Raw genomic sequence first — 25341 nt, 5'->3', positions numbered from 1 at the left:
GCAACTGAGGGAGATGCACCATGAGCACTCTGTCGCTGTGGACCCGGCGCGACCCGTTCGCGGAGTTCGACGCGCTGATCCGCGAGGCCTTCGGCACCGTCACGACCTGGCCGACCACCCGGCCGACCGGCTTCACTCCGGCCGCCGAGATCGTCCGGGATGGCGACGACGCGGTGGTCCGGCTCGAGCTTCCCGGCCTGGACGTGGAGAAGGACGTGACGGTCGAGGTCGACCGTGACCAGCTGGTTGTCCGCGGTGAGCGCCGCGACGAGCGGGCCGAGGATCGGGACGGTCGCAGCCTGCGCGAGGTCCGGTACGGCTCGTTCCACCGGTCGTTCCGGCTGCCGTCGCACGTCACGGCGGACGCGGTCAGCGCCTCGTACGACGCGGGCGTGCTGCAGGTCCGGGTGGCCGGCGCGTACGCGGGCACCGGAGCCCGGCGGATCGCCATCACCTCCGGCACGACGACCGCCCCGACGCTGGAGTCGGGTGACGGTACGGCCGAGGCGAAGGCCGCCTGAGCCACCGCGCACGAACGACAGATTCATCACCGAACACCGTTGAGCCCGCGGGCCCAGCCGCTTCCCCCCTCGGCCGGGCCCGCGCCGTCTTCCCGACCCGGGGACCGGCCGCCGCACGCCCACGCGGCGTCCCGGCACGTCGGCGACGAGCAGGTCCGGGCCGTCGCCAGAGCCGTCGCCGCGACACACCAGGCATTTCCATGCGTGGATCACCTCACCGTGGACGCTCCGCCCGTACGCGGTACGGCCCGGACGGGCGGGCCTCCCGTACCGTGATGGCGTGGGCGGCGCAGGCGCGAGACTCGGCATCGACCTCGGCACGTACCACACCGTGGCCGTGCTGGCTCTTCCCGGCCGGGAGCCCCGTCCGGTGTTGTTCGACGGATCCCCGCTGCTGCGCTCCGCGGTCTGCGCGGAGACCGGGAACCGACTCCTCGTCGGCCAGGACGCCCTGCACACCGGGCTGTCCTTTCCGGAGTCCCTCGAGCCGTACCCGAAACGGTGTGTGGACGACGGCACGGTGTTGCTCGGCGGCCGCGAGATCAGCGTGAGCGAGCTCTTCGGGGCGCCGCTCGGCCGGGTCGTCGCCGAGGTCCGGTTGATCACCGACCAACCGGTCACCGAGGCGGTGCTGACCTGCCCGGCCGCCTGGGGCGCGCGACGTCGCGCGACGCTGCTGGCCGCCGCCCGACGGGTGCTGCCGAGCGTACGCCTCGTACCCGAACCGGTCGCCGCCACGCACTACTTCGTCGAGGTAGCCGGGCGACGACTGCCGGTCGGCGGGTCCGCCCTCGTCTACGACCTCGGCGCCGGCGCCTTCGACGTGACCGTGGTACGCCGCACCGAGGCCGGGTTCGAGGTGTTGGCGACCGAGGGACTGGCCGACCATGGCGGGCTCGACATCGACGCGGCCGTCGTCAGCCGGCTCGGCGAGAGTGTCGGAGTCCGCGACGCCGCGCTCTGGCAGCGACTCACCGCTCCGGCCACCCCGGGCGACCGGCGGGCGAACCAGCAACTGTGGACGAACGTACGGGCCGGCAAGGAGATGCTGAGCCGGGCCAGCCGGACGATGGTCCACGTACCGCTGTTCGACCTTGACGTGCCGCTGGGACGAGAGGAGTTGGAGCAGGTCGCCGCGCCGGTGCTGGACCGGACCGTGCGGGTGGCCCGCGGGGTGCTGGATCGGGCCGGCACCCCGGACTCGCTCGCCGCCATCCTCCTCGTCGGCGGCGCCAGCCGGATGCCGGCGGTCGCCACCGCGCTGCACCGCGAGTTCGGGCTCGCCCCGAGCGTCGTCGACCAGCCGGAGCTGGTGGTGGCCGAGGGCAGCCTCCGGGTGCCGGAGACCGGCGTCGCACCGGTACCGGTGCCGGTGACGTCGACGACGCCGGCGGAGGCGACGACGCCGGGCTCGGCCGCGGCGACCGCCACGACCGTCGAACGGCCGACCACGGCGGTCGCCCCCGCGACGGCCCGGGCCCTGGCCGGGGCGCCGACGGCGCCCGGGGTGTCGGGACCGACGGGAGCCGCCGGGGCCGGTGTGGGACCCACCGACGGCGCCGGGACCGCCGGCGTCCCGAACGGCATGGGGACCGCGGGCGGGACCGTGGACGGCACGGAGCCTGCGGGCGGGGTCGCGACCGACGCGGCGGGCGGCCGGCCGGCCGCGGCCGGAAGCCGCTCAGCGGCCCGCCTCGCCGCCTGGTGGTCCCGATGGAGCCGGATGGCGAGTGTGGCCGGGGCGGCGATCGGGGTACTCGGCCTGATCGTCGCGACGGCCGTGGTTGTCAGCGCCCAGGGCGGCGACCGTGGAAACCTGGCGGGGTCGCCGGGCGAGGGACCGAGCGGGGCGACGCTCGGCAACGTCAGCCCGTCACCGACCCCGACCCCCACCCCGACGAGTGTCAACGGCGTCGACAGCTGCATGATCGGCACCTGGCGGTCGGTCGCGCAGCAGTCCTTCAACTACATCGACGGCCGCAAGGTGCAGTTCACCGGCAGGAAAGGGGTCGTCCAGACCTACACCCCGGACGGCAAGGTCAAACTCGACTTCGACAAGAGCACGGACTCGTATTCCACGGTAGGCGGCGTACGGTGGCGCTCCCGGATCCGGGGCACCGCCACGGCGAACGTCTACCACCGCGACGGATTCGAGTACATCAGCGGCGTCCGGGCCAAGGGGACGATGGACCTCTACCGCGGCAGCAGCCGCAACAACCGGGAACCGCTGCAACTGCTGCTGGAACCGATCGAGTACATCTGCGACGGCGACACGATGCGGATCTTCGGCAACGGCGTCACCGAGTACGAGCGGGTCCGCTGAGCACCTCGGTCGACCGTGGCGTCTCGGTGCGGAAGCTCTGCCCGAGTTCCGGACCGAGGCCGAAGTAGTGCCGGAAGTTGTAGATCAGCGGGTTCCAGGCCGCCGGGTCGATGTGCTGCGTACCGGGAACCACGATCCGCGGATCGGCGTGGACCCGCCGTACCTCTGCCTCGACGATGACGAACCCGCCGGCAGCGGCCGGCCGGACCGCCACCGCGTGACACTCCAGCTGGATCGGGCACTCGGCGACCCGGGGCGGCCTGACCAGCTCGGACGGCTCGGGGTGGAGCCCGGCGGCGGCGAACTTGGCCGGCTCGTACCGGAAGACGGCCCGCTTGTGCTCCGGCACCGGATACCGCCCGGTCAGCGGAGCCAGGCGCTCCACCGCCCGCCACTGTCGCGACGCGGGCAGGTTGATCACCAGCTCGGGTCGCGCGCACAGGTTCCACGCCGTCTGACCCTCCGACCCGAGCCCGAGTACGACGGTCTGCCCGAGCGCCCAGGTCGAGGAGATCGGGGCGAGGTTGGCGCTTCCGTCGTCGTTCTCGGTGCTGACCAACACCACCGGAGTGCCGAAGTACAGGATCCGGGGCCGGATGGTCAGGTGGCGGGCGGCGGCCGCCGAGGACGGATTGTCGCTGCTCACGGTGCTCATGCGGTGACGGTAGCCACCCGACGGTTCGTTGCCGGCCGAAGTTTCCGCCGGGCACCATTGCCACGATGACAGGCAGCACTGCGACGACGACCGGCAGCGTCGCCATGCCGAGCAGCCGGATCCCCGCCGGACCCGCCGCGTACGCCGGCCACGGTCGGCGCGCCGGCCGCCCGGCGCCGGAGTACGCCGCCGGGCTGGCCGCGCTCGCCGGCCTGCTCGCCGACCGCACCCGGGCGGCGTTCTGCCTGGCGCTGCTCGACGGCCGTGCCTGGACGGCGGTCGAACTGGCCCAACACGCCGGAGTGGCGCCGTCGACCGCGACCGCCCACCTGCACCGGTTGGTCGACGGCGGGCTGCTGGTCGAGGAACGCCAGGGCCGGCATCGTTACCTGCGGTTGGCCGGCCCCGAGATCGCCGAGCTGATCGAGACGCTGACCGCCGCCGTACCCGCCGAGACCATGCCGGTCCGGTCGCTGTCGACCGCCAACCGGCGCCGGGCGCTGGCCCGGGCCCGGACCTGCTACGACCACCTGGCCGGGGTGCTCGGGGTGGCGATCACCGACGCGATGACCGCGCAGGGGTTCCTCACCTGGGCCCACGGGTTGAGCCTGACCGACCGGGGCGTGGCGTGGCTGGCCCGCCTCGGCGTCGCCACGGAGCCACCCCCGGCCTCGCGGCGACCGCCGGTCCGCTCGTGCCTGGACTGGACCGAGCGCCGGCCGCATCTCGGCGGCACGGTCGGCGCCGGATTATGCCGGCACGCCTTCGAGGCGGGCTGAATCGTCCGGATCGGCACCGGACGGGCGGTCACGGTCACCGACGCGGGCCGGCGGGCACTCCGGGACGAGCTGCATCTGCCGGATCAGGTGCTCGACCCCGGCCGCTGACCGCCGCAGCTGCGACCGCCCGCACCCGGCGCCGCGGCGCCGGGTGCTCCCGGAGCGGGCGCGTGCCGTACCCGGGGCCGGAGGCCGGGACGGCAGCGGGAGGATCACCCGGCGAGCACGTCTGCCGCGGCAAGGAACTCGTCGGTGAACTGGAGCGCAGCGCGCCAGCGCTCCGGTATGGCGGCGAGCCCGTCCCGGATGCCGAGCAGCCCGCCCGCGATGGCGGCGTTGGTGTCGGTGTCGCCGCCGAGCCGGGCGACGTCGATCACCACCTCGGGCAGGGGCCGCGGGTCGAGCAGCGCCGCCACGCCGAGGCTGAGTGAATCGAGTACGAAACCCCGGCCGCCGTGTGGGAGCAGGCTCCGGCCGGTCGTCGCGGCCTCGGCGACGTCCAGCCGCCGGCCGTACGCGATCGAGTCCGCGACGTCGGCGCCGCCGAGCCGGAGGGCGACCTGGTGGCCCACCCCCACCGCCTCCTCCGGGGCCGCTCCCGCCAACAGCGCGGCGGCGATCTCGTTGTAGGCGGCGCAGGAGACGGTGCACCGCGGATCGTCATGGGTGATCGCCGAAATCTCCATCGACTCCCGGATCCGGCGTTCCGGGTCGGCGACGGCCAGCGCGGTCGGCAGGCAGCGCATCAGCGAACCGTTGCCGGCCTGGCCCTCCCCCGCCCCGGCACGGCGCGGATCCTCGGTCTGCTGGTACCGCCGCAGCCCGGTGATGGTCGCCCCGCCGGCGTCGCGGGGTCGGCTCCCCGGCTCCCGGCCCGGCCAGTCGCCGTGCCACCACCGCACCATGTTGTCGGCCGCGGCTCGGACCACGTCGCCGCCGGGCGAGAGGTACGCCAACAGTACGGCACGGGTCAGGTCCGTGTCGTCGGTGGCGTGCCCGGCCGGCCACCCGAGCTTGCCGCCGCCGATGATCTCCCTGACCCCCTGCGGGTAGATCGCGTGGATCTCGGCCCAGGACATGAACTCGGCGGTCGCGCCGAGCGAGTCGCCCGCGTGCACGCCGAGCAGCCCGCCGGCGATCCGGTCTCGCCGCCCTCGCTGGCCCAGGCCCGTGGTTGCCGTCGAGTGCTCACCCATCCTGTTGCTCACCTGTCCCGTACTCACCCATCCGGTCATCATGCCGAACCGCCGCCGGACTCCACCGTCCCAGGGCGAGCACGCCGGCCCGGCCGGCCCCCGAGGAGCAGGGGTGTCATCCGGACAGGGCGTCGCGGGTCCGCCGCGACCACGCCGCCACCGGCACCGCACGATGGTTGTCGCGCGTACGCGCTGTGCGCTGCGGCTGGTGACACGCGTCACCGACCCGGGTGATCGCCGATGCCGGTCGTCCCCGATACCGGACTCGGAGCAGTCGAGGTGCGAACCGCCGAGGGTGCCGCCGGCACTAAGCGCCCCCGCGGCTCCCTGCGGTACGCTGACAGCCGCCGCCACGTGGTGGTGATCGCCGCGCCCTCGTAGCTCAGGGGATAGAGCAACGGTTTCCTAAACCGTGTGTCGCAGGTTCGAATCCTGCCGGGGGCACCCCGAAGATCAGCGAAAACCCCGCCCGACCAGCGGAAACGCTCACCGGTCGAGGTGATCTCGTAGGCAGCCGATCGCCATCCGAAGCCGCCGTCTGCCGCCGTCCGTGCAAAATACGTGCAATGATCTTGAACCCTTTCCCGGGCGCGTTCGCGCAGGTCAGCGGCCACAAAAGCGGAGAGGCCGCAGCACCGGCCACGGCCCCTCGCACCCTACCCGTGATCATCACGCCGACAGCGCCGCCTCGATACGTTCGTTCATCCGACCCCGGTCACCGTCGATGCACTTCGCGTACACCCTGAGCAGCACGTCGACGGAGTGACCGGCCCGCTGCGCAACCTCCGGAGCCGGCAGGCCCGCGTTCAACCACAGCGACACCCCAGCATGCCGCAGGTCGTACGGCCGCCCCGCTGGCGGCGACGCCACCCGGTTCGGGGCGACGATCAACACGTCTTCTAAACAGGCGGTTTGTTCCACCCAGGCCACACATATGTACGCCATCTTGGTTGGATCAAGGCGCCGCGCAAGCACGGTGCAGGCCCGTCCGCGCTCGGCCTGCTGGCGGTCTCCGGCCGGCATCGGCTGGCGCGGCGGGCCGAGCGACCCCGGTCCCACACTCGAACGAACCAGAAACGCTACAGGGTGGACTGGTTCGTTTCCTCTGGCTTACCGACGAGGCGACGTAGGGTGGCGGCTGACGGGGAAAGCTGCATTCGGGCAGCGTTGACAAACGCAAGGCGCCGCTTTTCGACCTCATCGCGGAGCTGGCGCCAGCCGACCTCGTCGACGTTCTCTCGGATGCCAGCGCTGAAGCGCCAAAAGGCCGAGTCGAGCCCAAGGGCCGCTTCCACGATGCTCGGGGACCCCACCAACTGCACCCGGGCGAGAGCGGCGTTCCATCCCGCCCAGTCGACGCGCTCAAGCTCTTTGGACCGCCACCGCACGAGTGCCATGTAGGTCGTGGCCTGCTCCTGTAACAGAGCCGCGCACGCGTCGGCCAGCACCGAGCGTGACCATGCTCGACTCTGGCCACGATTGCTGATCCAGCCACCCACCGCGACGCCCAAGAGTGTTGCGAGAACACCAGCGGCGGTGGATATGACTGTCTCCCAACCCATCGAGCCTCCGTCCCACGCAGTGGCCATGGTCGATGGTGCCAGTCACGTACAAGGAGGCTTGGCGCCGCCCAGGCCGTGACGATCGCGCGGGTGGTCGGCCTCGGTCGACGACGGGGGCGATCGACGCCGCGCCGCTTCGCAACTTGCCGCCGGAGTACGCGACCCAGGCACGCGCTGCACCGGTGCCACGGCAACCGCCCCGGCCCGAAGGCTGGGGCGGAACGCCGTACGACGCCGGACGGCCGTACGCCGAGGCCGAGCGTGTGCCAGCCACGTGCCAGAAGCTGATGCCGTAGACGGTCACCAGTGGCAAGATCGGTTTCCGCCCACTGCTGACCGGACACCGGAGCGGGGCAATCACGACGATCTTCTAATCTGGCGGTTTGACGTTGCTATGGTGCGATCGTGCCGAAACACGTGACCGTTACCGCTCTGCCGCTTCCGCTGCTGGGCGGTTTCGACTCTCGGCGGAATCCTGCTGCGCTTCGAGCAGAGCGAACTGCTCGTCGCGGCCCTGGCCGACGAGTGGGTCTGCCAACCGGGCCCGATACCGGACGCGCTTCGCCGCCATGTGTCATTCCTAGGTTGGCTGAGCGCCCACGACCCGAGGCCAAAGGGGAGTGACGTCGGAGCCAAGGGCCTGCCGAAACAACAGGCATGCAGAATGACTGAAGGCGAGCACGTGACCACGACCCCACCAGCCATCCCCGCAGCCCACCGGGCCGACGTCGAATGCCTGTGGGCGTACCACCACATGAACCACGAGATCCGACCATGCGACGTGGGGATCGGACTCGGAAGCCATGACCTGGGCGTCGCGAAGATCGCCACCGACCTCTTCCACCGCAGGATGTACCCGCGCCTCGTCTTCACCGGAGCAAACGCGCCCACCACCATCGAGCGGGTTCCCCGAGGCGAGGCAGTCCACTACCGCGAGTACGCCATCGACCACGGCGTCCCGGCCGAGGCGATCCTTATCGAGACACAGGCCAGGAACACCGGCCAGAACATCGAATTCACCCGACGCCTACTCACCGAGCACCAGATCAGACCGCGTTCGGTCCTTCTGATGTCGCGGCCCTACCAACAGCGCCGCGCGTACGCCACCTGCAAAAAGCTGTGGCCGGAGGTTGACGTGGTCTGCGCGTCCCACCCTCTCTCGCTGGACGACTACGTGACCAGCATCGGTGACGTCGACAAAGTCATCAACATGCTCGTCGGCGACACCCAACGCATCGACACGTACGCCGAACTCGGCTTCGCCATCCCCCAGGACGTACCCACCGAGGTCCGACACGCCTACGACCGCCTCGTCGCCGCCGGCTACACCAGCAGACTCGTGCAGTAGAGCCAGTCGCCGAGCGCATAGCCTCGCCAGAGCGGCCAAGGACGGCGAGGTCACCCCGTCATCTGCTGGCTTGACCAGCTCACCACAGCGGGGAGACATGTCCTCGACTCCCTGCCGACTATTCAGCATTACCGGCCCGGATGCGAGGAAACCTCGGCAGACAGAGACGACCTTCCAAGCTGATGATCCGGGTCCGAGGGCCCCGCTGCCCGCCCGATTGTCTAGGACGGGCGTACCGCACCATCTCGCAACGCCGGCGGAAGCTCATCGCCGAGCAGCATGTACAGCAGCGACGCATGGTCAGACAACACGGCGCGGCACTGTTCCCGCTCTGGATGATCGTTGTCAGCGCCAAACAGCAGCACGGCACGCTCGTCCTCTGGGTCAACTGGCTGGGATAGCTCAGCGACGACGAGCAACAGATCGAGCAACCGGGACCGTGCCGGAATGTCCGGCTCGGCCGCGAGGCGAAGCAGAAACCGTAGCGCTACGGGCATCGCTGCGCTCAGATGGAAGGGGCTCGACATCAGCGTGTTGCTGAGCACCCGCGCAGCTTCAGGAGCCGCAGCCGGGTCGAGCAATCCGCGAAACAGGGCCGGAATCCCGGCGGGACACCCTGGGATCTCGGACCAAGGGATGTCGCTACATCCCTGCAGCGCGGGGTGCTCGTCGCCGGCCTGGTCCGTCTGGGGGTATCGCTGCAGAAACCTACTGACCTCGGCCTTCTTGGTCGCAGCGTCCAAGACGCACATCCGTCCACACCCCTTGAGTGTTGCGGCGCTGATCCGCAGAGCGTCCCAGCGTAACGACTGACTCACACAACGCCCTGCATGCAAGCGCATAAGGCTGAACCGGTGTCGCAGGTCGCCGCGACGGCTGGATCCGAAGCAGGCCGGCGCCGGTCCGCGTTCTCCGCCGACCGGCGCCGGCCGCGCCGGTCCGCTCATCGTCGGGCGTGTCGGGCCTCGGTCACCGCGAGGGCCGCCGCGAGCAGCGTTACCCCGGCACCGGCGACGAGCCCGGGCGCCGGGCCGCCCGGCACGGCACCGAGGTAGTCCAGGGCCGCCACGTCGTTCACGACCACGTACCACAGCGGCACGTAGACGGCCTGGAACAACCGCTGGGTACGGCTCACCACGCCGAGCGCGAGCGCCAACGAGGGCACGAACAGAGCGCCGGCGGCCCAGGCGGCCAGACCGGCGCCGTCGCCGGTCACCAGCATCCGGACGGCCAGGCCCGACCCGACCAGTACGGTGACGGCCAGTCCCGCCGCCCACTCGGCCAGCAGCCGGCGGCGCGCCGCCGGGTACGCGCCGAGCAGCGTCACCACGTCGTGCTCCACCGGCTGCGTGCCCAACCGGGACCAGATCAGGACCGGCCAGATCCCGGCCGCCAGGAGCGCCGCGGGAGGCGGCACCACGAGGCCCACGACCACGATGGCCGCCGCACCGAGCCACCACCAGGGGCTGACCGCCCGCACGAGGATGCGCAGTTCCCCGACGAACAGCCGCGGCGCAGGGTTGCCCCGCCGGACCGCTGTCTTCGGCAGGCCGACGTGACCCGCAGGCTGCGCGGGCAGCGACGCCGGGGCCGCCGCGCCGATGCCGTGGACGGAGTTGATCACCGCACCGACCCCCCGGCCGGAGTCGATCGCCGCTCCCGCGCGCCGGGCGGGGTCGAACCGGTGGAACCACAACGCCGGCAGTGCCGCCATGGCGATCGCGACGAGCACCAGGCAGGTCCGTTGGACGACCAGACCGGCGTCGACGTCCAGACCCGACCAGTCGAACGTCCGAAGTGGCTGGTCGACGTACATGAGGCCGAGGCCGAGTTCGGCATCCTTCAGCGGTAGGCCCTGGGCCGCCAGGTCGGCGCGGACCGAGTCGGCGAGGTATCCCACGCCGATGCCGCCCAGCAGCGCGGTCGAGCTCTGACTGGCGACGGCCAGCACCAGCCACCCGAAGAACCAGACGATGTTGCCGATCCCGCCACTGAGCAGGCGTACGCTGTCGAACAGCACCGCGACCGCCGCGGTGACCGCCAGCACCGGCAACGTGAGGAGCACGAACGGCTCCAGCACGGCGACCGGGTCCACGGCGCGGGACTCGCCGCGGGCCAGCTGCATCACCAGCGCGGTGCCGGCGAGTGCCCCGGCCATCGAGGCGAGCACCAGCAGGTTGCTGGCGAACTTCCCCAGCAGGTACGCGACACGGCTGATCGGGGCGGCGGCCAACAGCTGGCCGACGCCGGTACGCTCGTCCCGCCGGATCGCGTCCCGGACCGCGTAGAAGCCGCCGAGCATGAGCCACAGCGCGCCCGCGAGCGCGATCACGGCGGCGGTGTAGGCGCTGTCGTAGACGCCTCGGTAGCCGCCCAGGTTCAGGATCACCCAGCGCCCGTCGGCGCCGGGCGCCGCCAGGTAGCCCAGGCCGACGGCCCCGAGCACGATCGCCGCGTACGCCGGCCGGCGTACCCGGTCCCGGAAGTCCGCGAGCGCGAGCCCGGCGATCACCGCAGCCCGCCCGCGACTCGCTCGGGGTGCCCGGCCGCCCGGACGACGGCGAGGTACGCGTCCTCGAGGTCCGGGGGCACGCGCCGCGCGTCCGGTGCGGGTGGCGCCGCCGCCAGCAGCCGCACGCGTACGCCGGCCGCGGTGCGCACGATCCGGGTGACCGGGTACCGCTCCTGGATCCGGCTCGTCTCCGCCGGCTCGACGGTCACCTCCCACACCTGGCCGTCGACGTCCCGCAGCAGCGCGTCGGGGGTACCCCGGCGCAGCAGGCGGCCGTGCGCGACGATCGCGATGTCGTTCGCCACCGACTCCACGTCGGAGACGATGTGCGTGGAGAGCAGCACGATCCGGTCCGCCGACAGGTCGCTGAGCAGGTTGCGAAACCGTACCCGTTCCTCCGGGTCCAGGCCGGCGGTCGGCTCGTCGACGATCACCACCTCCGGGTCGCCGAGCAGTGCCTGCGCGATCCCGACCCGGCGGAGCATGCCGCCCGAGTACCTGCCGAGCGGGCGGTTGCCCGCCGCGCTGAGGTTGACCAGCTCCAGCAGCTCGCCGATGCGGGCCCGGGCGGAGCGGGCGGAGAGTCCCTTGGCGGCGGCCAGGTACGACAGGAACTCCCGCGCGGTCAGGTTGGGGTAGACCCCGAAGTCCTGGGGCAGGTAGCCGAGGACCCGGCGGAGTGCGTTGGGTTTGGCGACCACGTCGGTGCCCGCGTACCGGACGTGCCCCCGGGTGGGCCGGGTGACGGTCGCGGCGATCCGCATCAGCGACGACTTTCCGGCGCCGTTCGGGCCGAGCAGTCCCACGAGGCCGGTGCCGAGCCGGATGGTCAGCCCGTCCACGGCCACCTTCCCGCCCCGGTACACCTTCTGGATGTCGAGCAGTTCCAGCATCACTCCCCCTTCCGGACCCGGGCGGTGCCGTGGTCCGCGATCGCGGTGACCGTCCGGTCGCTGTTGGGATCGCTCCGCAGACCGCTGCCCCGGACCCGGTAGGTCTCCAACCCGGCGGGCAGCCGTACCTCGGCGTCGCCCGTCCGGGCGCGGGCCTCGACCCGTTTCGGTGGCGTGGCGAAGGTCAGCGTGACGTCCCGGTCCTCCGAGGTCGCGGTCACGTCCGTCGAGCGCGCCCCGGTCACCTCGACGGTCAACTCCGCGGTCAGCCGAAGCGTGCCGACGGGGTCCTCCACCCGCAGCCAGCCGTCCTCGACCGAGATGGTCAGGTCGCCGGGATGACCGGCGGACCGAACGGAGCCGCTGTGGCTGGTCAGCTGGACCGCCACCTCGGCGGGTACGGCGACGACGTGCGTACCTCCGCAGTCCGGGACGAAGCCGCTGCAGGTGACCCGGAGGTTCAGCGTGTCGCCGGTCAGCGACCACGAGGCGCCGCCGTCCGTCGTGGCCTTGCCGGTGAGGTGCCGGTCGACGGTCACGACACCACGGGCGCCGGGGATGAGGCGGACGTCGGTGCCGTCGCTCTGCACGGTCAACCGGTCGCCGGAGAACGGGAACTCCCGTCGGTCGTCCCGCTCGGAGTTGATCGCTCGCAGGTCCGCGCAGCCGGCGACACCGACCACCAGACCCGCCAGCACGGTCAGCAGGATGCGTGTCGAGTTCACCGTCGCAGCACATCACCAACGCCGCGGGCCGGCACTACGCCTGGACGCCGAAGTGGTGGTATGGCCAGGCATACCCCCTACCGGCGCCGGTCACCGAGCGCACATCCGCCACGTACACATCGTGGTCTCGTCCGGTGCGCGCTCGTCGGGTCCGCCGCCCTCGGACGTCACGGTGCGTCCGGCCCGATGGCGCCGGTCACGGGCGGGTGCCGTCCAGGCCGACGCCGGCCGGGCCGGCGCCCTGGTCGTCGCTGCGCAGGTACGCCAGGACCGCGAGAACACGGCGGTTGGTGTCCTCGGTCTGGGGAAGGTGGAGCTTGGTGAGGATGTTGCCGACGTGTTTCCCGACGGCGGCTTCGGATACGACCAGCTGCCGGGCGATGGCGGCGTTGGAGTGGCCCTCGGCCATGAGGGCGAGGACCTCCCGCTCGCGCGGGGACAGGGCGGACAGCGGGTCGCGGCGGCGGCGCAGCAGTCGGCTGATGACGTGGGGGTCCACGGCGGTCCCGCCGGCGACCACCCGGCGCAGGGCGGCGACGAAGTCCTCGACGTCGACCACCCGGTCCTTCAGCAGGTAGCCGACGCCCCGGCCGTCGCCGGAGTCGAGCAGGTCCGCCGCGTAGCGGTGTTGGACGTACTGGCTGAGCGCGATGACCGCCAGCCCGGGGTGAGCGCGTCGCAGCTCCACGGCGGCGCGCAGCCCCTCGTCGGTGTAGCTGGGTGGCATCCGGATGTCGGTGATGACCAGGTCGGGGGCGTGGGTGGCGACGGCGTTCCGGAGGGCCTCGGCGTCGCCCACGCTGGCCACGGTCTGGAAGCCGAACCGCTCGAGCAGGCCGGCGAGTCCCTCCCGGAGCAGGACCCCGTCTTCGGCGATGACTACTCGGATGATGGCTGGTTGCGATGGCACGGTAGCTCCACGCGCAGGACTGTCGGGCCGCCGTCCGGGCTGGACAGCAGCAGTCGGCCGCCGGCCACGGCCACCCGGTCGGCCAGACCGGTCAGGCCGCTGCCCCGGCTCGGGTCGGCGCCGCCGCGGCCGTTGTCGGCGATCTCGAGGGAGAGCACGGTACCGCGTTGCCGTACCGTCACCGTCGCGCTGGTGGCGCCGCTGTGTTTGGCGACGTTGGTCAGCGCCTCGGCGGCCACGAAGTACGCGGTGTGTTCCAGCTGGCTGGGCAGTCGGCCGGACAGGTCGGCGTCGACGGTCACCGGGACCGGGGACTGGTCGGCGAGTTCACCGAGCGCGGCGGGCAGGCCGAGGTCGGTCAGGATCTGCGGCCGGATGCCGTGAATGAGCTGGCGCAGCTCATTCATGAGCTGCTTGGCCTGCTCGTGGGCGGTGGCGACGCTCACCGCGGCGGGCGAGTCGGGTGGCAGGTCGAGGCGTGCGAGCCCCAGGTGCAGGGTGAGGCTGACCAGCTTCTGCTGGGCACCGTCGTGCAGGTCGCGCTCGATCCGGCGCCGCTCGGCCTCGAAGGCGTCCGCCAGCCGTAGGCGGGACTGTGCCACCTCGACCAGCTCGGCGCGTAACCGCTCGGTCTGGTCACCGGAGAGCAGGGCCCGCGCCACCGCCGCGTGCCCGCCGGCCGCCAGCGTCAGCAGGTAGGGGATCAGCGGGAGCGCCAGGATGCCGGCGATCGCGTACGGCACGGCCTCCGCCACGGTCTCCGCGCTGCCGAAGCCCAGCGCGACCGGCGCACCGCCCGGCGGCTGCGCCAGGATGAGGAACGGGCTGGCGAGGAAGGTGGCGAGCATGAGTACGACGAGCAGCACGGCCAGCGTCAGGGCGGGTGCCACGGTGCCCAGCAGCCAGGCGTAGGCGACCTCGCGCCAGGTGGCCGGACTCGTGTAGCGGACCCGCAGCCGGGACAGCGGCCGGTTGGGCTCGGATCCGGGCCGGGGAAACCCGACGCCCGGCCAGGTCGGGTCCTGATCATCGGTACCGGTCGGGCGGGTGTCGACCAGGCGCAGGCGGAGCCGCTCCAGCCGGGCCAGCGGCGGCGCCACCAACGGCCCGAACGCCGCGGTCATCGCGACTCCGAGCAGGACCAGCACCACGATGCCGCCGGGCTGGTAGTTGCCGGCCGCCAGCCGGGCCAGCAGCACCAGCCAGGGGATCGCGAGCACCACGAACGGGGGCACCGCCATCGGCAGGGTGGTGAGCAGGTATCCGGCCGACCGCCACGGCCAGCCGGAGACCGGCAGCCAGCGCAGGGAAAGCGCCTCCAGCGCCGTCCGTGGCCTGCCCCTACGCACCCTGGCCACGATAGCCGCCCGGCTGGGCCCGTCCGATAGGGCTGACGATAACCAGCGGGTATGCCTGGCCATACCCCCGGTCCGCTACCTGGTCGTAGTGACGGCCGCCCATCGGAGGTGGTTGCCTCACCGGGGGCGGCGCCCACCGTCGAGACACGGCAACCAACCGCACCCACCGCTACCCACCGCCCCGCGGCCGACCGCGCCCGCGGGGCTGCCGAATTCCCCGGAGTTCGGGCCCGTTGCCCGTACTCGGAGCAGGCACTGTGACCACGTGGATCGGGCCGTTCCGGGCCGGGGAATCGGCGGCTACCCAGTCAGGAGAAGACCCGATCATGAAACCAGCCGCCAGAGGCGTACTCGCGTTCCTGCTCATCTCCTTCGGTCTGGCCTGGGGAACCATTGCCGTCGCGCGAATCGTGCCCGGTATGTCGCTGGTCAACCCGCTGGTGCAGGTCCCGATAGCGTTCTCGCCGGCCATCGCGGCGCTGGTGGTACGGCGGTGGGTCACCCGGGAGGGCTTCGGCGACTCCGGCATCCGGCCGCGACTGCGCGCGGCGGCCCGCCACTACCTGCTGGCCTGGGCCGGTCCGGTGCTGGTACTCGCCGCGACCGTCGGCCTGGCCGCCGGGTTCGGGCTGTACCACCTCGACCTCACGCGGCTGCGCCAGGCTCTCCCGGGCACGGGACCGGCCGAGCCCGCCGCGCTGCTGCTGGCGCTCGCGGCGCCCCTGCTGCTGGCGCCCGTGTTCTGGGGCGAGGAGTTCGGCTGGCGGGCCTATCTGCAACGACGGGTGGGCGGCGGCCCGCTCCGCGCCGCGCTGGTCACCGGAGTCATCTGGTCCGTCTGGCACTACCCGCTCGTCCTGACCGACTACTCGAGCTACGGCAACCCGCTGGCCGGGATCGGCACCTGGACGCTGCTGATGGTGGCGCAGTCGGTCATCCTGGCCTGGTTGTTCCTGCGGTCCGGGAGTATCTGGGTGCCCTGCGTCGCCCACGCCGGCAACAACATGATCATCAGCGGGCTCTCCGCTCCGCTGCTGGTGGAGGGGGCCGGTCTGGATCCGTCGGTCGTCGATCTGGTGGCGTTGATCCCGCTCGGCGCGATCTGCGCCTGGATCCTGCTCAGCGGCCGTCTCCGGTCGGTCCCGGACGCCGGCCCGGCCGGGCCGGGAGCGGACAAACCGGCGGCGGACGGGCCGAAGCGAATCGTTTCACCATCACCGATGGTGGACTAATGTGGCAGACATGCTGCCCGCCGCGCGCCCGCTGACGGCAGGTCTGGTCGTGCTCGTCGCGCTCCTCGCCGGCTGCGGTGCCGATGACTCTCCTCCCGGAGCCGACCCGTCGGCCGCCGTACCGCCGGCGAGCGCGACCGCCACCGCCAGCGCGGCCGTGGACGCGACCTCGACGGAGGCCGCCCGGCAGCCGCACATCCTCGTGCTGACGGCGACCGGGAAGGCCACGATCGACAAGTTCACGTACGTGTTGGACGGTCGGGCCACCGAGGGCGGGCCGGTACGCCTGCCGTGGCGCCAGTCGGTGGACGTACCGGCCGACGGCCGGACCCACGAGTGGAGCCTGACAATCGAGTACCGCCGGGGCAACGTGGAACTCGTGGGCATGTTCAACGGCCAGGTGCTGACCAGGACCAACGGACGCAGCACGGGGACCGGCACCGTCAGCATCAGCGGTTCGGTTCTGGGCTGATCCCCGGGGCCGCCTCGGTGGCGCCCCGCCCGCCGCCGCCCCACCACGACGGCGCCACCCGGTCCAGGTTGGCTAACCGGCCAGCCCGCGTCACCCCGACGTACGGTCCGGGTCAGACGGGTCCGGCGTCGTGCCGCCACCAGTCGATCATCGCGGCCGGATCGCCGCCCTGGAAGGCGAACGCCCGGATGGCCACCTGGTCGGTGGTCCACTCCAGCCACCGGTTACCGGCGTCGTCCGTCCCGCAGCGCAGCCAGCCCGACATCCGGCCACGCCGGTACGGGGCTTCGCCGCGGAACGGCCGGGGCAGCGCCGTGCACTTCTTGTCGCTCGCCGGGTGGGTGCCGTAGCTGCGCCGCATCGCCGCGGCATCCGGGAACTGGTAGTAGAAGACGACCCGGGCGCCGCTGGTGGGACCGCATCCGACGGCGACCACCGGCTCCGAGCCGACGTTCCGCCACACCTGCTCGGCGGACGGGCGGAGACAGTTCACCCGGGACCGCTGCGGGATGTGCTCGAGGAGCGCGGCCTCCTCGGCGGTCGGGAACGGCGGTGTGGATCCCGCGTTGATCGCCCTGACGGTCTGCGCGATCGGCGGGCCGGAGTAGACACGCCACCAGGCGGACAGCCCGGCGGCGTCGGTGCCGACGGCCCGACCGGCCACCAACAGGGCTTCGGCACTCCACTCCATCACCAGGGTGCTCTGCTCGCCGGGACGGCACAGCACCACGCCCACCTCGACGCTGCGCAGGTCGTAGCGGCGGGAGCCGAGGAATCCGGGCGTGTCGTCGTCGCAGACGACGCCGGTGGGCGCCTCGGCCGCCGCGGCGTGGGCGTCCATCGCCGCCTGAAGGTCGGCCAGGGCCCCGAACCGGTAGTACGACACCGTCCGGGCCCCGACGCCCTGCGGCTTGCAGGACACCCCGGCGACCGCACCGGGAAAGTCGTCCAGCTCGGCGATTCCCACCCGCCGACAGTCGGTGGCGCCCAGCAGGTCGACCAACGACCGCTCCTCGGCGGTGGGGAACGCCGGCGCGGCGGTCCAGGCGAACCACGACTCGCGCAGCGCCCGCCCGGCGTCGGGGCCGGACGCCTCGATGCGGGTCAGGGTGTGGGTCCGGTCGTCGGTCCAGACGAGGCGGGTCGTCCCGGTTCCGTCGGTGACGCAGAGGACCCGACCAGCGGCCGGGCCCGTCGCCGGGTACCGGTGCTCCCCGACCGGGTCCGTGGCGCAGTCGCCCTCTCCGCGGGTGACCCCGGCCTCGCGGACCGCCTGCTCGTACGCGGACTCGACGGCGGCACGGTCGGCGAAGAGTCCGACCGACGCCGGCCGTCCCCGCGCGTCGCGGCACCGCAGCGTCCGGGTGGCGCCCCGCATGGCCGACTCGTCGTCGCGGCAGTCGGCACGCAGCGGCTCGGGTACGGCCGGAAACGCGTCCGGGGTGGCCGAACGTACCAGCTGATCGCCGCCGACCGCCGCCAACGCCCCGAGCACCACCGCCGTCACCAGTGCGACGCTGGTCAGCCGGCGAGACCCCGGTCGGGTGGTGAGGTCAGCCGCGATCGGGCTCGGCGGGTCGTCGGCCCGGATGCCGGACCGCGCCGACCCGGCGGTGGTGGCGACGGCGGGGCCCGGCGCACCGCCGACCGGCCCGGCGACCGCGGGACGCGGCGAACCGCCGGCTGGCGGTGCCGCGTCGGTGCGCCGCGCGCCCTCGGCGTCCGCGTCGGCACGCCGCGTGCCCTCGCCGCCCTCGCGGTGAAGCGCGGTCTCGGCGTACAGCGCGCCTTCGGCGACGACCAGCTCCGGCTGCTCGACCACGGTCGGCGCGACCCGGAGCCGCTGGTGTAGCAGGGCCGCGGCGAGCGGCATCCGGCTCGCTCCTCCAACCAGGAACAGTCCGGCAAGCTCCTTGGCCTCGACGCCCGCGTCGGCGAGCACCTGCCGGCTCGCCGCCACCGTGCGGTCCAGGATCGGTCGCGCCAGCCGCTCCAGGTGTTCGCGCCCCAACGGCGCCTCGTCGTCGAAGAGTGGCACGTGGACGGTGGTGTGGGCAGCCCGGGAGAGCAGCTCCTTGCCGGCGCGGACGTCGTCCCACAACGCCCGGGATGCCCGCCGGTCGGCCCGGTCCTGCGGCTCGACGAGACGCGTCCAGCGGGCCTCGTCCCGGGCACGGTAGGTGGCGCCGAGCGCGTCGACGATCGCCGCGTCGACGTCGAGGCCCCCGACGTCGCGCAGGCCGCGGACGGCGAGGATCTCGAATCCGCGTGCCGTACGGCGTACCACGGAGGCGTCGAACGTCCCGGCGCCCAGGTCGTACACCATCAGGCAGGACCCGGACCGCACCCGGCGGCCGGCGACGGCGACGAAGTAGGTCGCGGCGGCCACCGGCTCGGTCACCAGCACCACGTCGGCGAAGACGGCCCGGGCGGCGGCCTCCAGGACCCGTCGCCGTCGTGGCCCCCAGCCGGCCGGGCAGGTCAGCACCGCCTTCGGCAGCGGACCGCCGGTCACCCGCGACGCCTCCGCCGAGACCCGTCGGAGCACCGCCGCGACCAGGTCCGTCACCGGCACCTGGACCTGACCCAGCAGCACCGTGCCGTCGTCGACGCAGCGCTTCGGATGTGGCTCGAAACAGTCCGGCCGTGTCCGGGCGGCGTGGGTGGCGTCCCGACCGGTCAGCAGCCCGGCGGTCGGGTCGGCGTGTACCGCCGACGGCAGCAGCGGGGACCCGTCGAACAGCAGCGGCCGGACCCGCCCGTCAGGGAAGGCGAGCATGGCGACGGTGTTCGAGGTGCCGAAGTCGATCCCGAGCCGGAATCCCTCGCCCGCCACGGACGCCACCCTACGTCATTCTTGCCACGTACCGGGTCAACCCGGGCCCGACCGGACCCGGCAGCCATGGATCGACGCCGGGCACGGGACCGGGACGGCGACCGCGGCACGGCGGTTTCGGGGCGGCGGATGGGTCGGTCCGCACTCGGCGCGCGCCTCGAGACATCACGTGACCGATAGTTCCGGAAACTTTCGCCGGTCAGACCCATCGGCGAGCCGTGATGAATCCGGCCGACCTTATCCGAGCCGACCAGCCAGTTACGCGGAAGCGGCGAGCCACGGAAGCGCCGATCCAGCCCGGATGCCGTCTACATCGGACCCCGGCTGGTCGGGATCGGCGCCGTTGAGGTTTCGGAATTCTTTCGTTAGCATCCCGAAATCGAGTCGTGTCGATGAGGTCCGCGCGACGACGACCGGCAGCCGGGCACCGGCGCACGCGCGGTGGGGCTACCTCACGCCACCGTATTCGGACGCGGCCGCCCCGCCGCGCCCGTGTGCCGGCGTACGCCGCCTCGACCGACCCGCACCGCGCCATACCCCATCACCTCCGAGAGGCAAGAACCATGAGTGACGACATCACGCCGGCGGGCAGACGTCCGGAGACACGGCACGGCACCCGCGCGCTGCTGATCTCGGCCGCGGCCGCGCTGCTCGCCGCCGGCGCGGCGCTGACGTTTGCCGGCTCCGCGAACGCCGCGAGCACGCTGGGCGCCTCGGCGGCGGAGCGAGGCCGCTACTTCGGCACCGCCGTGGCCGCGAACAAGCTCAGCGACGGCGCCTACACCACGATCCTGAATCGTGAGTTCAACCAGGTCACGCCCGAGAACGAAATGAAGATCGACGCGACCGAGCCGCAGCAGAACCAGTTCACCTTCGCCAACGCGGACCGGATCGTGAACTACGCGCAGCAGCGCGGCATGAAGATCAAGGGCCACACCCTGGCCTGGCACTCGCAGCAACCGGGCTGGATGCAGCGGATGGAGGGCACCACGCTGCGCCAGGCGATGCTCAACCACGTCACCCAGGTCGTCACGTACTACCGGGGCAAGCTGGACTCCTGGGACGTGGTGAACGAGGCGTTTGCGGACGGCAACAGCGGCGCCCGACGCGACTCGAACCTCCAGCGCACCGGTAACGACTGGATCGAGGCGGCGTTCCGGGCCGCCCGGGCCGCCGATCCCAACGTCAAGCTCTGCTACAACGACTACAACATCGACAACTGGACCGCGGCGAAGACCCAGGCCGTCTACCGGATGGTGCAGGACTTCAAGCAGCGCGGCGTGCCGATCGACTGCGTCGGTCTCCAGTCGCACTTCACCGGCGGCTCCAGCTACCCGAGCAACTACCGCACCACGCTCTCCAGCTTCGCCGCCCTCGGCGTCGACGTGCAGATCACCGAGCTGGACATCACCAACGCCGACCCGAACCAGTACCGCAACGCCGTCGCCGACTGCATGGCCGTGCCACGCTGCACCGGTATCACGGTGTGGGGCATCCGCGACTCGGACTCGTGGCGTTCCGGCGAGCGGCCGCTGCTGTTCGACGGCAACGGCAACAAGAAGCAGGCGTACGACGCCGTCCTTCAGGCACTGAACGACGGCGTGACGCCGACCACCCCGCCGACAACGCCGCCGACCGGCGGCCCGACCACCCCGCCGACGACCCCGCCGACCCAGGGCCCGGGCGGCTGCTCCGCCACCGTCTCGGTGCAGTCCTGGACCGGTGGATTCGTGGCGACGGTACGGGTGACCGCCGGCTCCTCGGGCACGAACGGCTGGCGCGTCACCATGACCCTGCCATCCGGAGCCACCATCGTGAACACCTGGAACGCCCAGCCCAGCGGTACCAGCGGCACGGTCACGTTCTCCAACATGAGCTACAACGGCCGGCTCGGCGCCGGGCAGTCGACCGAGTTCGGCTTCCAGGGCAACGGCGTCGGCACGGGCATGACCCCGAGCTGCTCCGCCACCTGACCCGACCCACACCGGGAGCCGGTGCGGGGGACGGATCCCTCGCACCGGCTCCCGTCGTCGGGTCCGGTTTCGACCTCGGACTCTCGTCGGGACCCGGTCCCGTCAGCTCTCGTCGGGACCGGTTTCGACCTCAGGCTCGGCTGAGCCGCCCGGTCTCGGGTACGTCGAGGACGAAGCGGGCGCCGATGTCGCCCTCGTAGCCGAAGTCGGCGTTCTGCACCACCAACCGGGTCGGACTCGCCTCGACGATCCGGACCGCGATCGGGTCGGCGCGGTCGGGCAGCCGCAGGAGCCAGCGGTCGGCGAGGTAGCTCAGGCCGACCGAGTCCAGCACCTGCTCCGCGTCCTGCCGCGATGTCGGCGGGCCCAGCAGGTAGCCGAAGACGGTCGCCGGCCGGACCAGGCCGTCCGTCTCGGGTACCAGGTAGCCGACGAGCTCGCCATCCTCCTCGCGGTGGTACGGGATCCAGTCCTCGGGAATCACCGGCTCACCGTCCCGTGGCCGTTCGGGTCCGGCTGATGCCGATCCGTCGTGGCGAGAACCTGTCCACGCGCCCCCGTCCCGGCGGGCGGCGACACCGCGGCGACGGACCCGGGCGCGTACGGCGGTGTGATGTGCATCCGCGGAGTCTAGATGACGGATGTCGGGCTGATCCGGCCTCGGTCGGTCCCGGGCACGGGTGGTGGCGGTCGGCGCCGGGACCCCGCAGCGGGCCGGGCCCGGGAGGTACGGTCAGCCCTCCGCCCCGTTCGGGGTGACGAGCTGGCCGGCGTACTGGACCGGGCTCGTGTCGAGCACCTCCAACGCGACATTGGCCGCGGCCAGGATGAGCCGGCTCTCCTCGGCGGCGTGGTACGCCGCCCGCGCCACGACCCGGCTCGCACCGACGCTGACGATCAGCATGGCGCAGGTCCGGCACGGCTCCATGGAGCAGTAGAAGGTGCTGCCGACGAGCGAGATGCCGTGGCGCGCCGCCTGCGCGATCGCGTTCTGCTCCGCGTGGATCGTGCGTACGCAGTGCTGCCGGGTGATCCCGTCGGCGCCGGTGACATTCTTCAACAGGTGCCCGACATCGTCGCAGTGGTCGAGGCCGGGGGGCGACCCGACGTAGCCGGTGCAGAGGATCTGCTTGTCCCGCACGACGACACAGCCGGACCGGCCGCGGTCGCAGGTCGCGCGCCGGGCGACCTGGACGACCAGGTCCGTGAAGTATTCGTCCCAGCTTGGTCGCTTCTGCATGACTCTCACCTTCGCCGGCCGGCCCCGGCCAGCGTACACCGGGTCAGACGTCGTCCCCGGTCAGCGCCGATAGCCGAGGCGCGTTGATCTTTGGCCGGTATCGACCGTTTTGGCGCACCCCGACCGAAGGACGGCGGTGCGAGCCGCCGCCTCGGGCGCCGGGGCGGGGCGAGGTTCGAGCGCTCCGGAAAGGGGAAGGCGGCGGTGGGAGCCACGGGAGGAGCGAGAACCAAGGGAGGAGACCGCGATGAGCAAGAAGCACGGCCACGCCGACAACATCGTCTACGACCTGGTGTCGATCCAGTACCACGCTCTGAAGGGCGGCCAGGTCTACGAGCAGTACAAGAACGACGCCGAGGGGCACGACGACATCCGGCAGTTCATCGAACAGATCCAGCGCGAGGACATCGACCGGGCCCAGCGGGCGCAGGAGCTGCTGGCGAGCATCAGCAACGTCCCGGTCGGCGCCCGCTGACGCACCAACCGGTCGCGCCGAACCGGCGGTCAGCGACGCCGACGCCGGCGGCGGCGCACCACCCACCGGAGCAGCAGGACGGCGACCACCAGGGCGGCGAGGCCGGCGCCGGCCTCGCCGACGTGGGCCTGCACCCGTCGCCAGGAGGCGCCGGCCAGGTAGCCGAGCAGCACGACGGTGGCCGCCCAGGCGGCGCCGCCGAGGGCGTTGAAGAGCAGGAACCGCCGGTACGGCATCCGGTTCATCCCGGCCAGGGTCGGCACCAGGGTACGGAGTACCCCAACCCACCGGCCCAGCATCACCGCGAGCGGCCCGTGCCGGGCGACGAACCGCTCGGCACGGTTCCAGCGCTCCTCGCCCACCCACCGCCCGGCCCGGCTGCGGCGCAGCGGCGGACCACTCCACCGGCCGATCTCGTAGCCGACACTGTCCCCGGCGATGGCGCCGACCGTCGAGACGACCACCATCGCCGGCAGGCTGACCCTGCCGGTCGCCGCGAGCGCGCCGCCGAGCAGCAACGCGGTCTCGCCAGGCAGGAAGAGCCCGACGAACGCGGCCGACTCCCCAAAGGCGAGCCCACCGACCACCACGAGTGCGGGCCACCCGGAGAGCGCGGTGAGGGCCTCGACGACGCCATCCACGGGCGATGCCGATCACGTACGGCCGCCGCCACCAGGACCGACCCGGCGCTCGACTGCCGATCGGTCCCCACCCGCCGCGACAACCTCCACCCGCCCATCGTGCCCGAGAGGCTGGTCCGGAATGCCGCGAACGCGAATACCAATCGGCCCGGCCGGCGCCCGGCCGACGGCCGTCCGCCCTCCTGGCGACGGTCCGGGTCATCCGGCGGGCACGGTGGCGGGCCGTCGCCGCTGGGTGATGGCCAGGACCGCGCCGGCCAGGGCGAGGAGTGCGGCCACGCCGGCTGTCAGGTCGGCGGGTTCGCCGAGCCGGACTCCGTTGGAGGCGATCGTGCCGATCAGGGCCAGTCCCAGCGCGGAACCGACGTACCGGGCGGTGTTGCTGGCACCGGAGCCCATGGCGACGTCGTCGGGCGGCACGCTCTCCACGGCCAGCCGGGCCAGCGTCGCGTTGAGGATCCCGTAGCCGATCCCGCTCACCGCCAGCCCGGGGAGCGCCCGCAGCCACACCCCGGAGTCGACCAGGCCGAGCAGCGCCGCGTCGCCGACGGCGGTGAGCAGCAGTCCCACCCCGAGGAGCCCCGCCGAGGAGCGGCCGGCGGCGAACCGGCGCATCTGCAGTGCGGCCACGAACGCCATCCCGGACCAGACGGCGAAGATCACGGCCGTGAGCAGCGGTCCCAGCCCCATGGGGCGCTGGATCTGGGTCGGTAGGAAGCTCATCGGACCGAGCACGGCGAGCCCGGTGATGAGCCCGCCGAAGGCGGAGAGCCGGAAGAGCGGGACGCGGAACAGGGCGAGATCCACCATCGGCCACCGGCTGCGCCGCTCGACGACGACGAACGCCCCGAGCAGCAGGACACCCACCAGCAGCGGCAGCAGGACCGGCGTGCGGAGCCAGCCGTCGCGCGCGTCGGTCACCGCCACGAGCAGCAGGGCGAGTCCGGCCGCCAGGGTCGCGGTCCCGGCCCAGTCGACGGGCCGGGGGCGGGTCGAGCGGGACTCGCCGAGCAGCCGCGCGCCGACCGGGATGAGGACGGTGGTGACGACCGCCGCGGCCAGGTGGTAGGTCCGCCAGTCGGCGAGTTCGGCCAGCGCTCCGGCGACCAGCGGCCCGAGCGCGATACCGGCGCCGAGCGTGGCCCCCCACCGGGCGGTGGCTCCCGCCCGGTCCGGTCCGCTCGGGAAGGCGTGGCCGAGCAGGCCCAGGCCGGCCGAGATCACCGCCGCGCTCGCCACGCCCTGGAGCACCCGGCCGGCGATGAAGAGCAGCGGCTCCCCGGCGAGGCCGCAGCCCAGCGCGCCGACGCCGAGCAGGGCGGTGCCGACCAGGAAGACCCGGCGGCGGCCGACGGCGTCGGCGACGCTGCCGGAGACCAGCACGGTTGCCGCCAGGCCGAGCGTGATCCCGTTGATCATCCAGACCTGGGCGACCGGCCCGGCGTCGAGACCGGCCGCGGTCTGCGCCAGCACGGTGATCGGCGCGGTGTAGTCCATCAGGGCCAGCAGGGTGGCCAGGCAGACCACGGCCAGGGTCGGGCCCCCGCGACGGTCTCCGGGCCGGGTCGCGGCCCCGGGTGCGTCGAGTCGGCGCACCACCATCCTCACCTCCCGTACGCATGGTTCAGTGAATGAACCAGAAGGTTAGCAGGTGAGTTCATTGGGCGAACTGATGGGCGAGTATGCTGGT

The 25341-nt window shown here is 72.5% G+C and carries 21 protein-coding genes, 1 tRNA gene and 2 pseudogenes; 9 read left to right on the top strand and 15 right to left on the bottom strand.

From position 1 onward, the window contains the following. Positions 1-20: 20 nt before the first annotated feature. The gene (locus tag EF879_RS04325) at positions 21-521 is read left to right on the top strand and encodes an Hsp20/alpha crystallin family protein (RefSeq protein WP_123554795.1); all 501 of its coding nucleotides are present in this window, start codon (positions 21-23) and stop codon (positions 519-521) included. 280 nt (positions 522-801) lie between these two features. Next, positions 802-2844: an Hsp70 family protein gene (locus EF879_RS04320; RefSeq protein WP_123554793.1), complete on the top strand. Its 2043-nt coding sequence runs from the start codon at positions 802-804 to the stop codon at positions 2842-2844. Here the strand turns inward: EF879_RS04320 and EF879_RS04315 are convergent. After that, the gene (locus EF879_RS04315; RefSeq protein ID WP_123554791.1) at positions 2819-3499 is read right to left on the bottom strand and encodes a flavin reductase family protein; all 681 of its coding nucleotides are present in this window, start codon (positions 3497-3499) and stop codon (positions 2819-2821) included. The two genes, EF879_RS04320 and EF879_RS04315, sit on opposite strands and share 26 nt — an antisense overlap. Before the next feature lie 194 nt (positions 3500-3693). Here EF879_RS04315 and EF879_RS04310 point away from each other — a divergent pair. Next, positions 3694-4386: pseudogene (locus EF879_RS04310) on the top strand (ArsR/SmtB family transcription factor). 104 nt (positions 4387-4490) lie between these two features. Here EF879_RS04310 and EF879_RS04305 read toward each other — a convergent pair. Continuing rightward, positions 4491-5474, bottom strand: coding sequence for an ADP-ribosylglycohydrolase family protein (locus tag EF879_RS04305; protein ID WP_158624109.1), 984 nt, complete (start codon positions 5472-5474; stop codon positions 4491-4493). Between the two features lie 371 nt (positions 5475-5845). Here EF879_RS04305 and EF879_RS04300 point away from each other — a divergent pair. Beyond that, positions 5846-5918 (top strand) — tRNA-Arg (locus EF879_RS04300). A gap of 225 nt (positions 5919-6143) precedes the next feature. Here the strand turns inward: EF879_RS04300 and EF879_RS04295 are convergent. After that, positions 6144-6353: pseudogene (locus EF879_RS04295) on the bottom strand (site-specific integrase); the annotation flags it as partial. A gap of 200 nt (positions 6354-6553) precedes the next feature. After that, a complete protein-coding gene (locus tag EF879_RS04290; RefSeq protein ID WP_148086352.1) occupies positions 6554-7036 on the bottom strand; it encodes a hypothetical protein in 483 nt (160 codons plus the stop codon). Positions 7037-7700: 664 nt separating this feature from the next. Here EF879_RS04290 and EF879_RS04285 point away from each other — a divergent pair. Beyond that, positions 7701-8384: a YdcF family protein gene (locus EF879_RS04285; protein WP_123554786.1), complete on the top strand. Its 684-nt coding sequence runs from the start codon at positions 7701-7703 to the stop codon at positions 8382-8384. 221 nt (positions 8385-8605) lie between these two features. Here EF879_RS04285 and EF879_RS04280 read toward each other — a convergent pair whose 3' ends face one another. The 6 genes from EF879_RS04280 to EF879_RS04255 form a co-directional block, all read right to left on the bottom strand. After that, on the bottom strand, positions 8606-9127 hold the full coding sequence (locus EF879_RS04280) for a hypothetical protein (RefSeq protein ID WP_148086351.1): 522 nt from the start codon (positions 9125-9127) through the stop codon (positions 8606-8608). Positions 9128-9327: 200 nt separating this feature from the next. After that, positions 9328-10896 carry a hypothetical protein gene (locus EF879_RS04275; RefSeq protein WP_123554782.1) on the bottom strand — a complete coding sequence of 523 codons (1569 nt, stop codon included), beginning with the start codon at positions 10894-10896 and terminating at the stop codon, positions 9328-9330. Continuing rightward, on the bottom strand, positions 10893-11789 hold the full coding sequence (locus tag EF879_RS04270) for an ABC transporter ATP-binding protein (RefSeq protein ID WP_123554780.1): 897 nt from the start codon (positions 11787-11789) through the stop codon (positions 10893-10895). The genes EF879_RS04275 and EF879_RS04270 overlap by 4 nt, the downstream gene beginning before the upstream one ends. Then, a complete protein-coding gene (locus tag EF879_RS04265) occupies positions 11789-12514 on the bottom strand; it encodes a hypothetical protein (protein WP_123554777.1) in 726 nt (241 codons plus the stop codon). Before EF879_RS04265 ends, EF879_RS04270 begins: the two co-directional genes overlap by 1 nt. A 196-nt stretch (positions 12515-12710) precedes the next feature. Continuing rightward, the gene (locus EF879_RS04260) at positions 12711-13406 is read right to left on the bottom strand and encodes a response regulator transcription factor (protein ID WP_199736150.1); all 696 of its coding nucleotides are present in this window, start codon (positions 13404-13406) and stop codon (positions 12711-12713) included. Continuing rightward, on the bottom strand, positions 13394-14773 hold the full coding sequence (locus EF879_RS04255; RefSeq protein ID WP_233604207.1) for a sensor histidine kinase: 1380 nt from the start codon (positions 14771-14773) through the stop codon (positions 13394-13396). The genes EF879_RS04260 and EF879_RS04255 overlap by 13 nt, the downstream gene beginning before the upstream one ends. A 335-nt stretch (positions 14774-15108) precedes the next feature. Between EF879_RS04255 and EF879_RS04250 the strand changes: the two genes are divergently transcribed. Together EF879_RS04250 and EF879_RS04245 are read left to right on the top strand one after the other, a co-directional pair. Beyond that, positions 15109-16014: a CPBP family intramembrane glutamic endopeptidase gene (locus EF879_RS04250; RefSeq protein ID WP_199736116.1), complete on the top strand. Its 906-nt coding sequence runs from the start codon at positions 15109-15111 to the stop codon at positions 16012-16014. Between the two features lies 1 nt (position 16015). Continuing rightward, the gene (locus EF879_RS04245; RefSeq protein WP_148086350.1) at positions 16016-16486 is read left to right on the top strand and encodes a hypothetical protein; all 471 of its coding nucleotides are present in this window, start codon (positions 16016-16018) and stop codon (positions 16484-16486) included. Positions 16487-16598: 112 nt separating this feature from the next. On the opposite strand, the gene EF879_RS27930 is transcribed toward EF879_RS04245, so the two are convergent. After that, on the bottom strand, positions 16599-19322 hold the full coding sequence (locus EF879_RS27930; protein ID WP_233604206.1) for an Hsp70 family protein: 2724 nt from the start codon (positions 19320-19322) through the stop codon (positions 16599-16601). 563 nt (positions 19323-19885) lie between these two features. Here EF879_RS27930 and EF879_RS04235 point away from each other — a divergent pair. After that, positions 19886-21295, top strand: coding sequence for an endo-1,4-beta-xylanase (locus EF879_RS04235; protein ID WP_123554769.1), 1410 nt, complete (start codon positions 19886-19888; stop codon positions 21293-21295). A 130-nt stretch (positions 21296-21425) separates the two neighbouring features. Here the strand turns inward: EF879_RS04235 and EF879_RS04230 are convergent, their stop codons facing one another. Further along, the gene (locus EF879_RS04230; RefSeq protein WP_123554767.1) at positions 21426-21779 is read right to left on the bottom strand and encodes a hypothetical protein; all 354 of its coding nucleotides are present in this window, start codon (positions 21777-21779) and stop codon (positions 21426-21428) included. A 249-nt stretch (positions 21780-22028) separates the two neighbouring features. Continuing rightward, positions 22029-22535 carry a cytidine/deoxycytidylate deaminase family protein gene (locus EF879_RS04225; RefSeq protein ID WP_123554765.1) on the bottom strand — a complete coding sequence of 169 codons (507 nt, stop codon included), beginning with the start codon at positions 22533-22535 and terminating at the stop codon, positions 22029-22031. Between the two features lie 247 nt (positions 22536-22782). Here EF879_RS04225 and EF879_RS04220 point away from each other — a divergent pair, with 247 nt between their 5' ends. Continuing rightward, the gene (locus EF879_RS04220) at positions 22783-23010 is read left to right on the top strand and encodes a hypothetical protein (protein ID WP_123554764.1); all 228 of its coding nucleotides are present in this window, start codon (positions 22783-22785) and stop codon (positions 23008-23010) included. 29 nt (positions 23011-23039) lie between these two features. Here the strand turns inward: EF879_RS04220 and EF879_RS04215 are convergent, their stop codons facing one another. Together EF879_RS04215 and EF879_RS04210 are read right to left on the bottom strand one after the other, a co-directional pair. Further along, positions 23040-23651: a DedA family protein gene (locus EF879_RS04215; RefSeq protein WP_123554762.1), complete on the bottom strand. Its 612-nt coding sequence runs from the start codon at positions 23649-23651 to the stop codon at positions 23040-23042. Between the two features lie 198 nt (positions 23652-23849). After that, positions 23850-25253, bottom strand: coding sequence for an MFS transporter (locus EF879_RS04210; protein WP_199736115.1), 1404 nt, complete (start codon positions 25251-25253; stop codon positions 23850-23852). Positions 25254-25341 lie beyond the last annotated feature (88 nt).

The organism is Micromonospora sp. HM5-17, assembly GCF_003762835.1.
Taxonomy (GTDB): Bacteria; Actinomycetota; Actinomycetes; order Mycobacteriales; family Micromonosporaceae; genus Plantactinospora.
The sequence above is the reverse complement of the archived record's forward strand: the minus strand, read 5'-3'. Positions and strand labels throughout refer to the sequence as shown.

What these genes read in the sequence shown, in the direction of transcription:
- EF879_RS04325 (WP_123554795.1), top strand. Translation starts at nt 21, where the DNA reads ATGAGCACTCTGTCGCTGTGGACCCGGCGCGACCCGTTCGCGGAGTTC.
- EF879_RS04315 (WP_123554791.1), bottom strand. Translation starts at nt 3,499, where the DNA reads ATGAGCACCGTGAGCAGCGACAATCCGTCCTCGGCGGCCGCCGCCCGC.
- EF879_RS04305 (WP_158624109.1), bottom strand. Translation starts at nt 5,474, where the DNA reads ATGGGTGAGCACTCGACGGCAACCACGGGCCTGGGCCAGCGAGGGCGG.
- EF879_RS04290 (WP_148086352.1), bottom strand. Translation starts at nt 7,036, where the DNA reads ATGGGTTGGGAGACAGTCATATCCACCGCCGCTGGTGTTCTCGCAACA.
- EF879_RS04285 (WP_123554786.1), top strand. Translation starts at nt 7,701, where the DNA reads ATGACTGAAGGCGAGCACGTGACCACGACCCCACCAGCCATCCCCGCA.
- EF879_RS04270 (WP_123554780.1), bottom strand. Translation starts at nt 11,789, where the DNA reads ATGCTGGAACTGCTCGACATCCAGAAGGTGTACCGGGGCGGGAAGGTG.
- EF879_RS04250 (WP_199736116.1), top strand. Translation starts at nt 15,109, where the DNA reads ATGAAACCAGCCGCCAGAGGCGTACTCGCGTTCCTGCTCATCTCCTTC.
- EF879_RS04235 (WP_123554769.1), top strand. Translation starts at nt 19,886, where the DNA reads ATGAGTGACGACATCACGCCGGCGGGCAGACGTCCGGAGACACGGCAC.
- EF879_RS04225 (WP_123554765.1), bottom strand. Translation starts at nt 22,535, where the DNA reads ATGCAGAAGCGACCAAGCTGGGACGAATACTTCACGGACCTGGTCGTC.
- EF879_RS04220 (WP_123554764.1), top strand. Translation starts at nt 22,783, where the DNA reads ATGAGCAAGAAGCACGGCCACGCCGACAACATCGTCTACGACCTGGTG.
- EF879_RS04210 (WP_199736115.1), bottom strand. Translation starts at nt 25,253, where the DNA reads ATGGTGGTGCGCCGACTCGACGCACCCGGGGCCGCGACCCGGCCCGGA.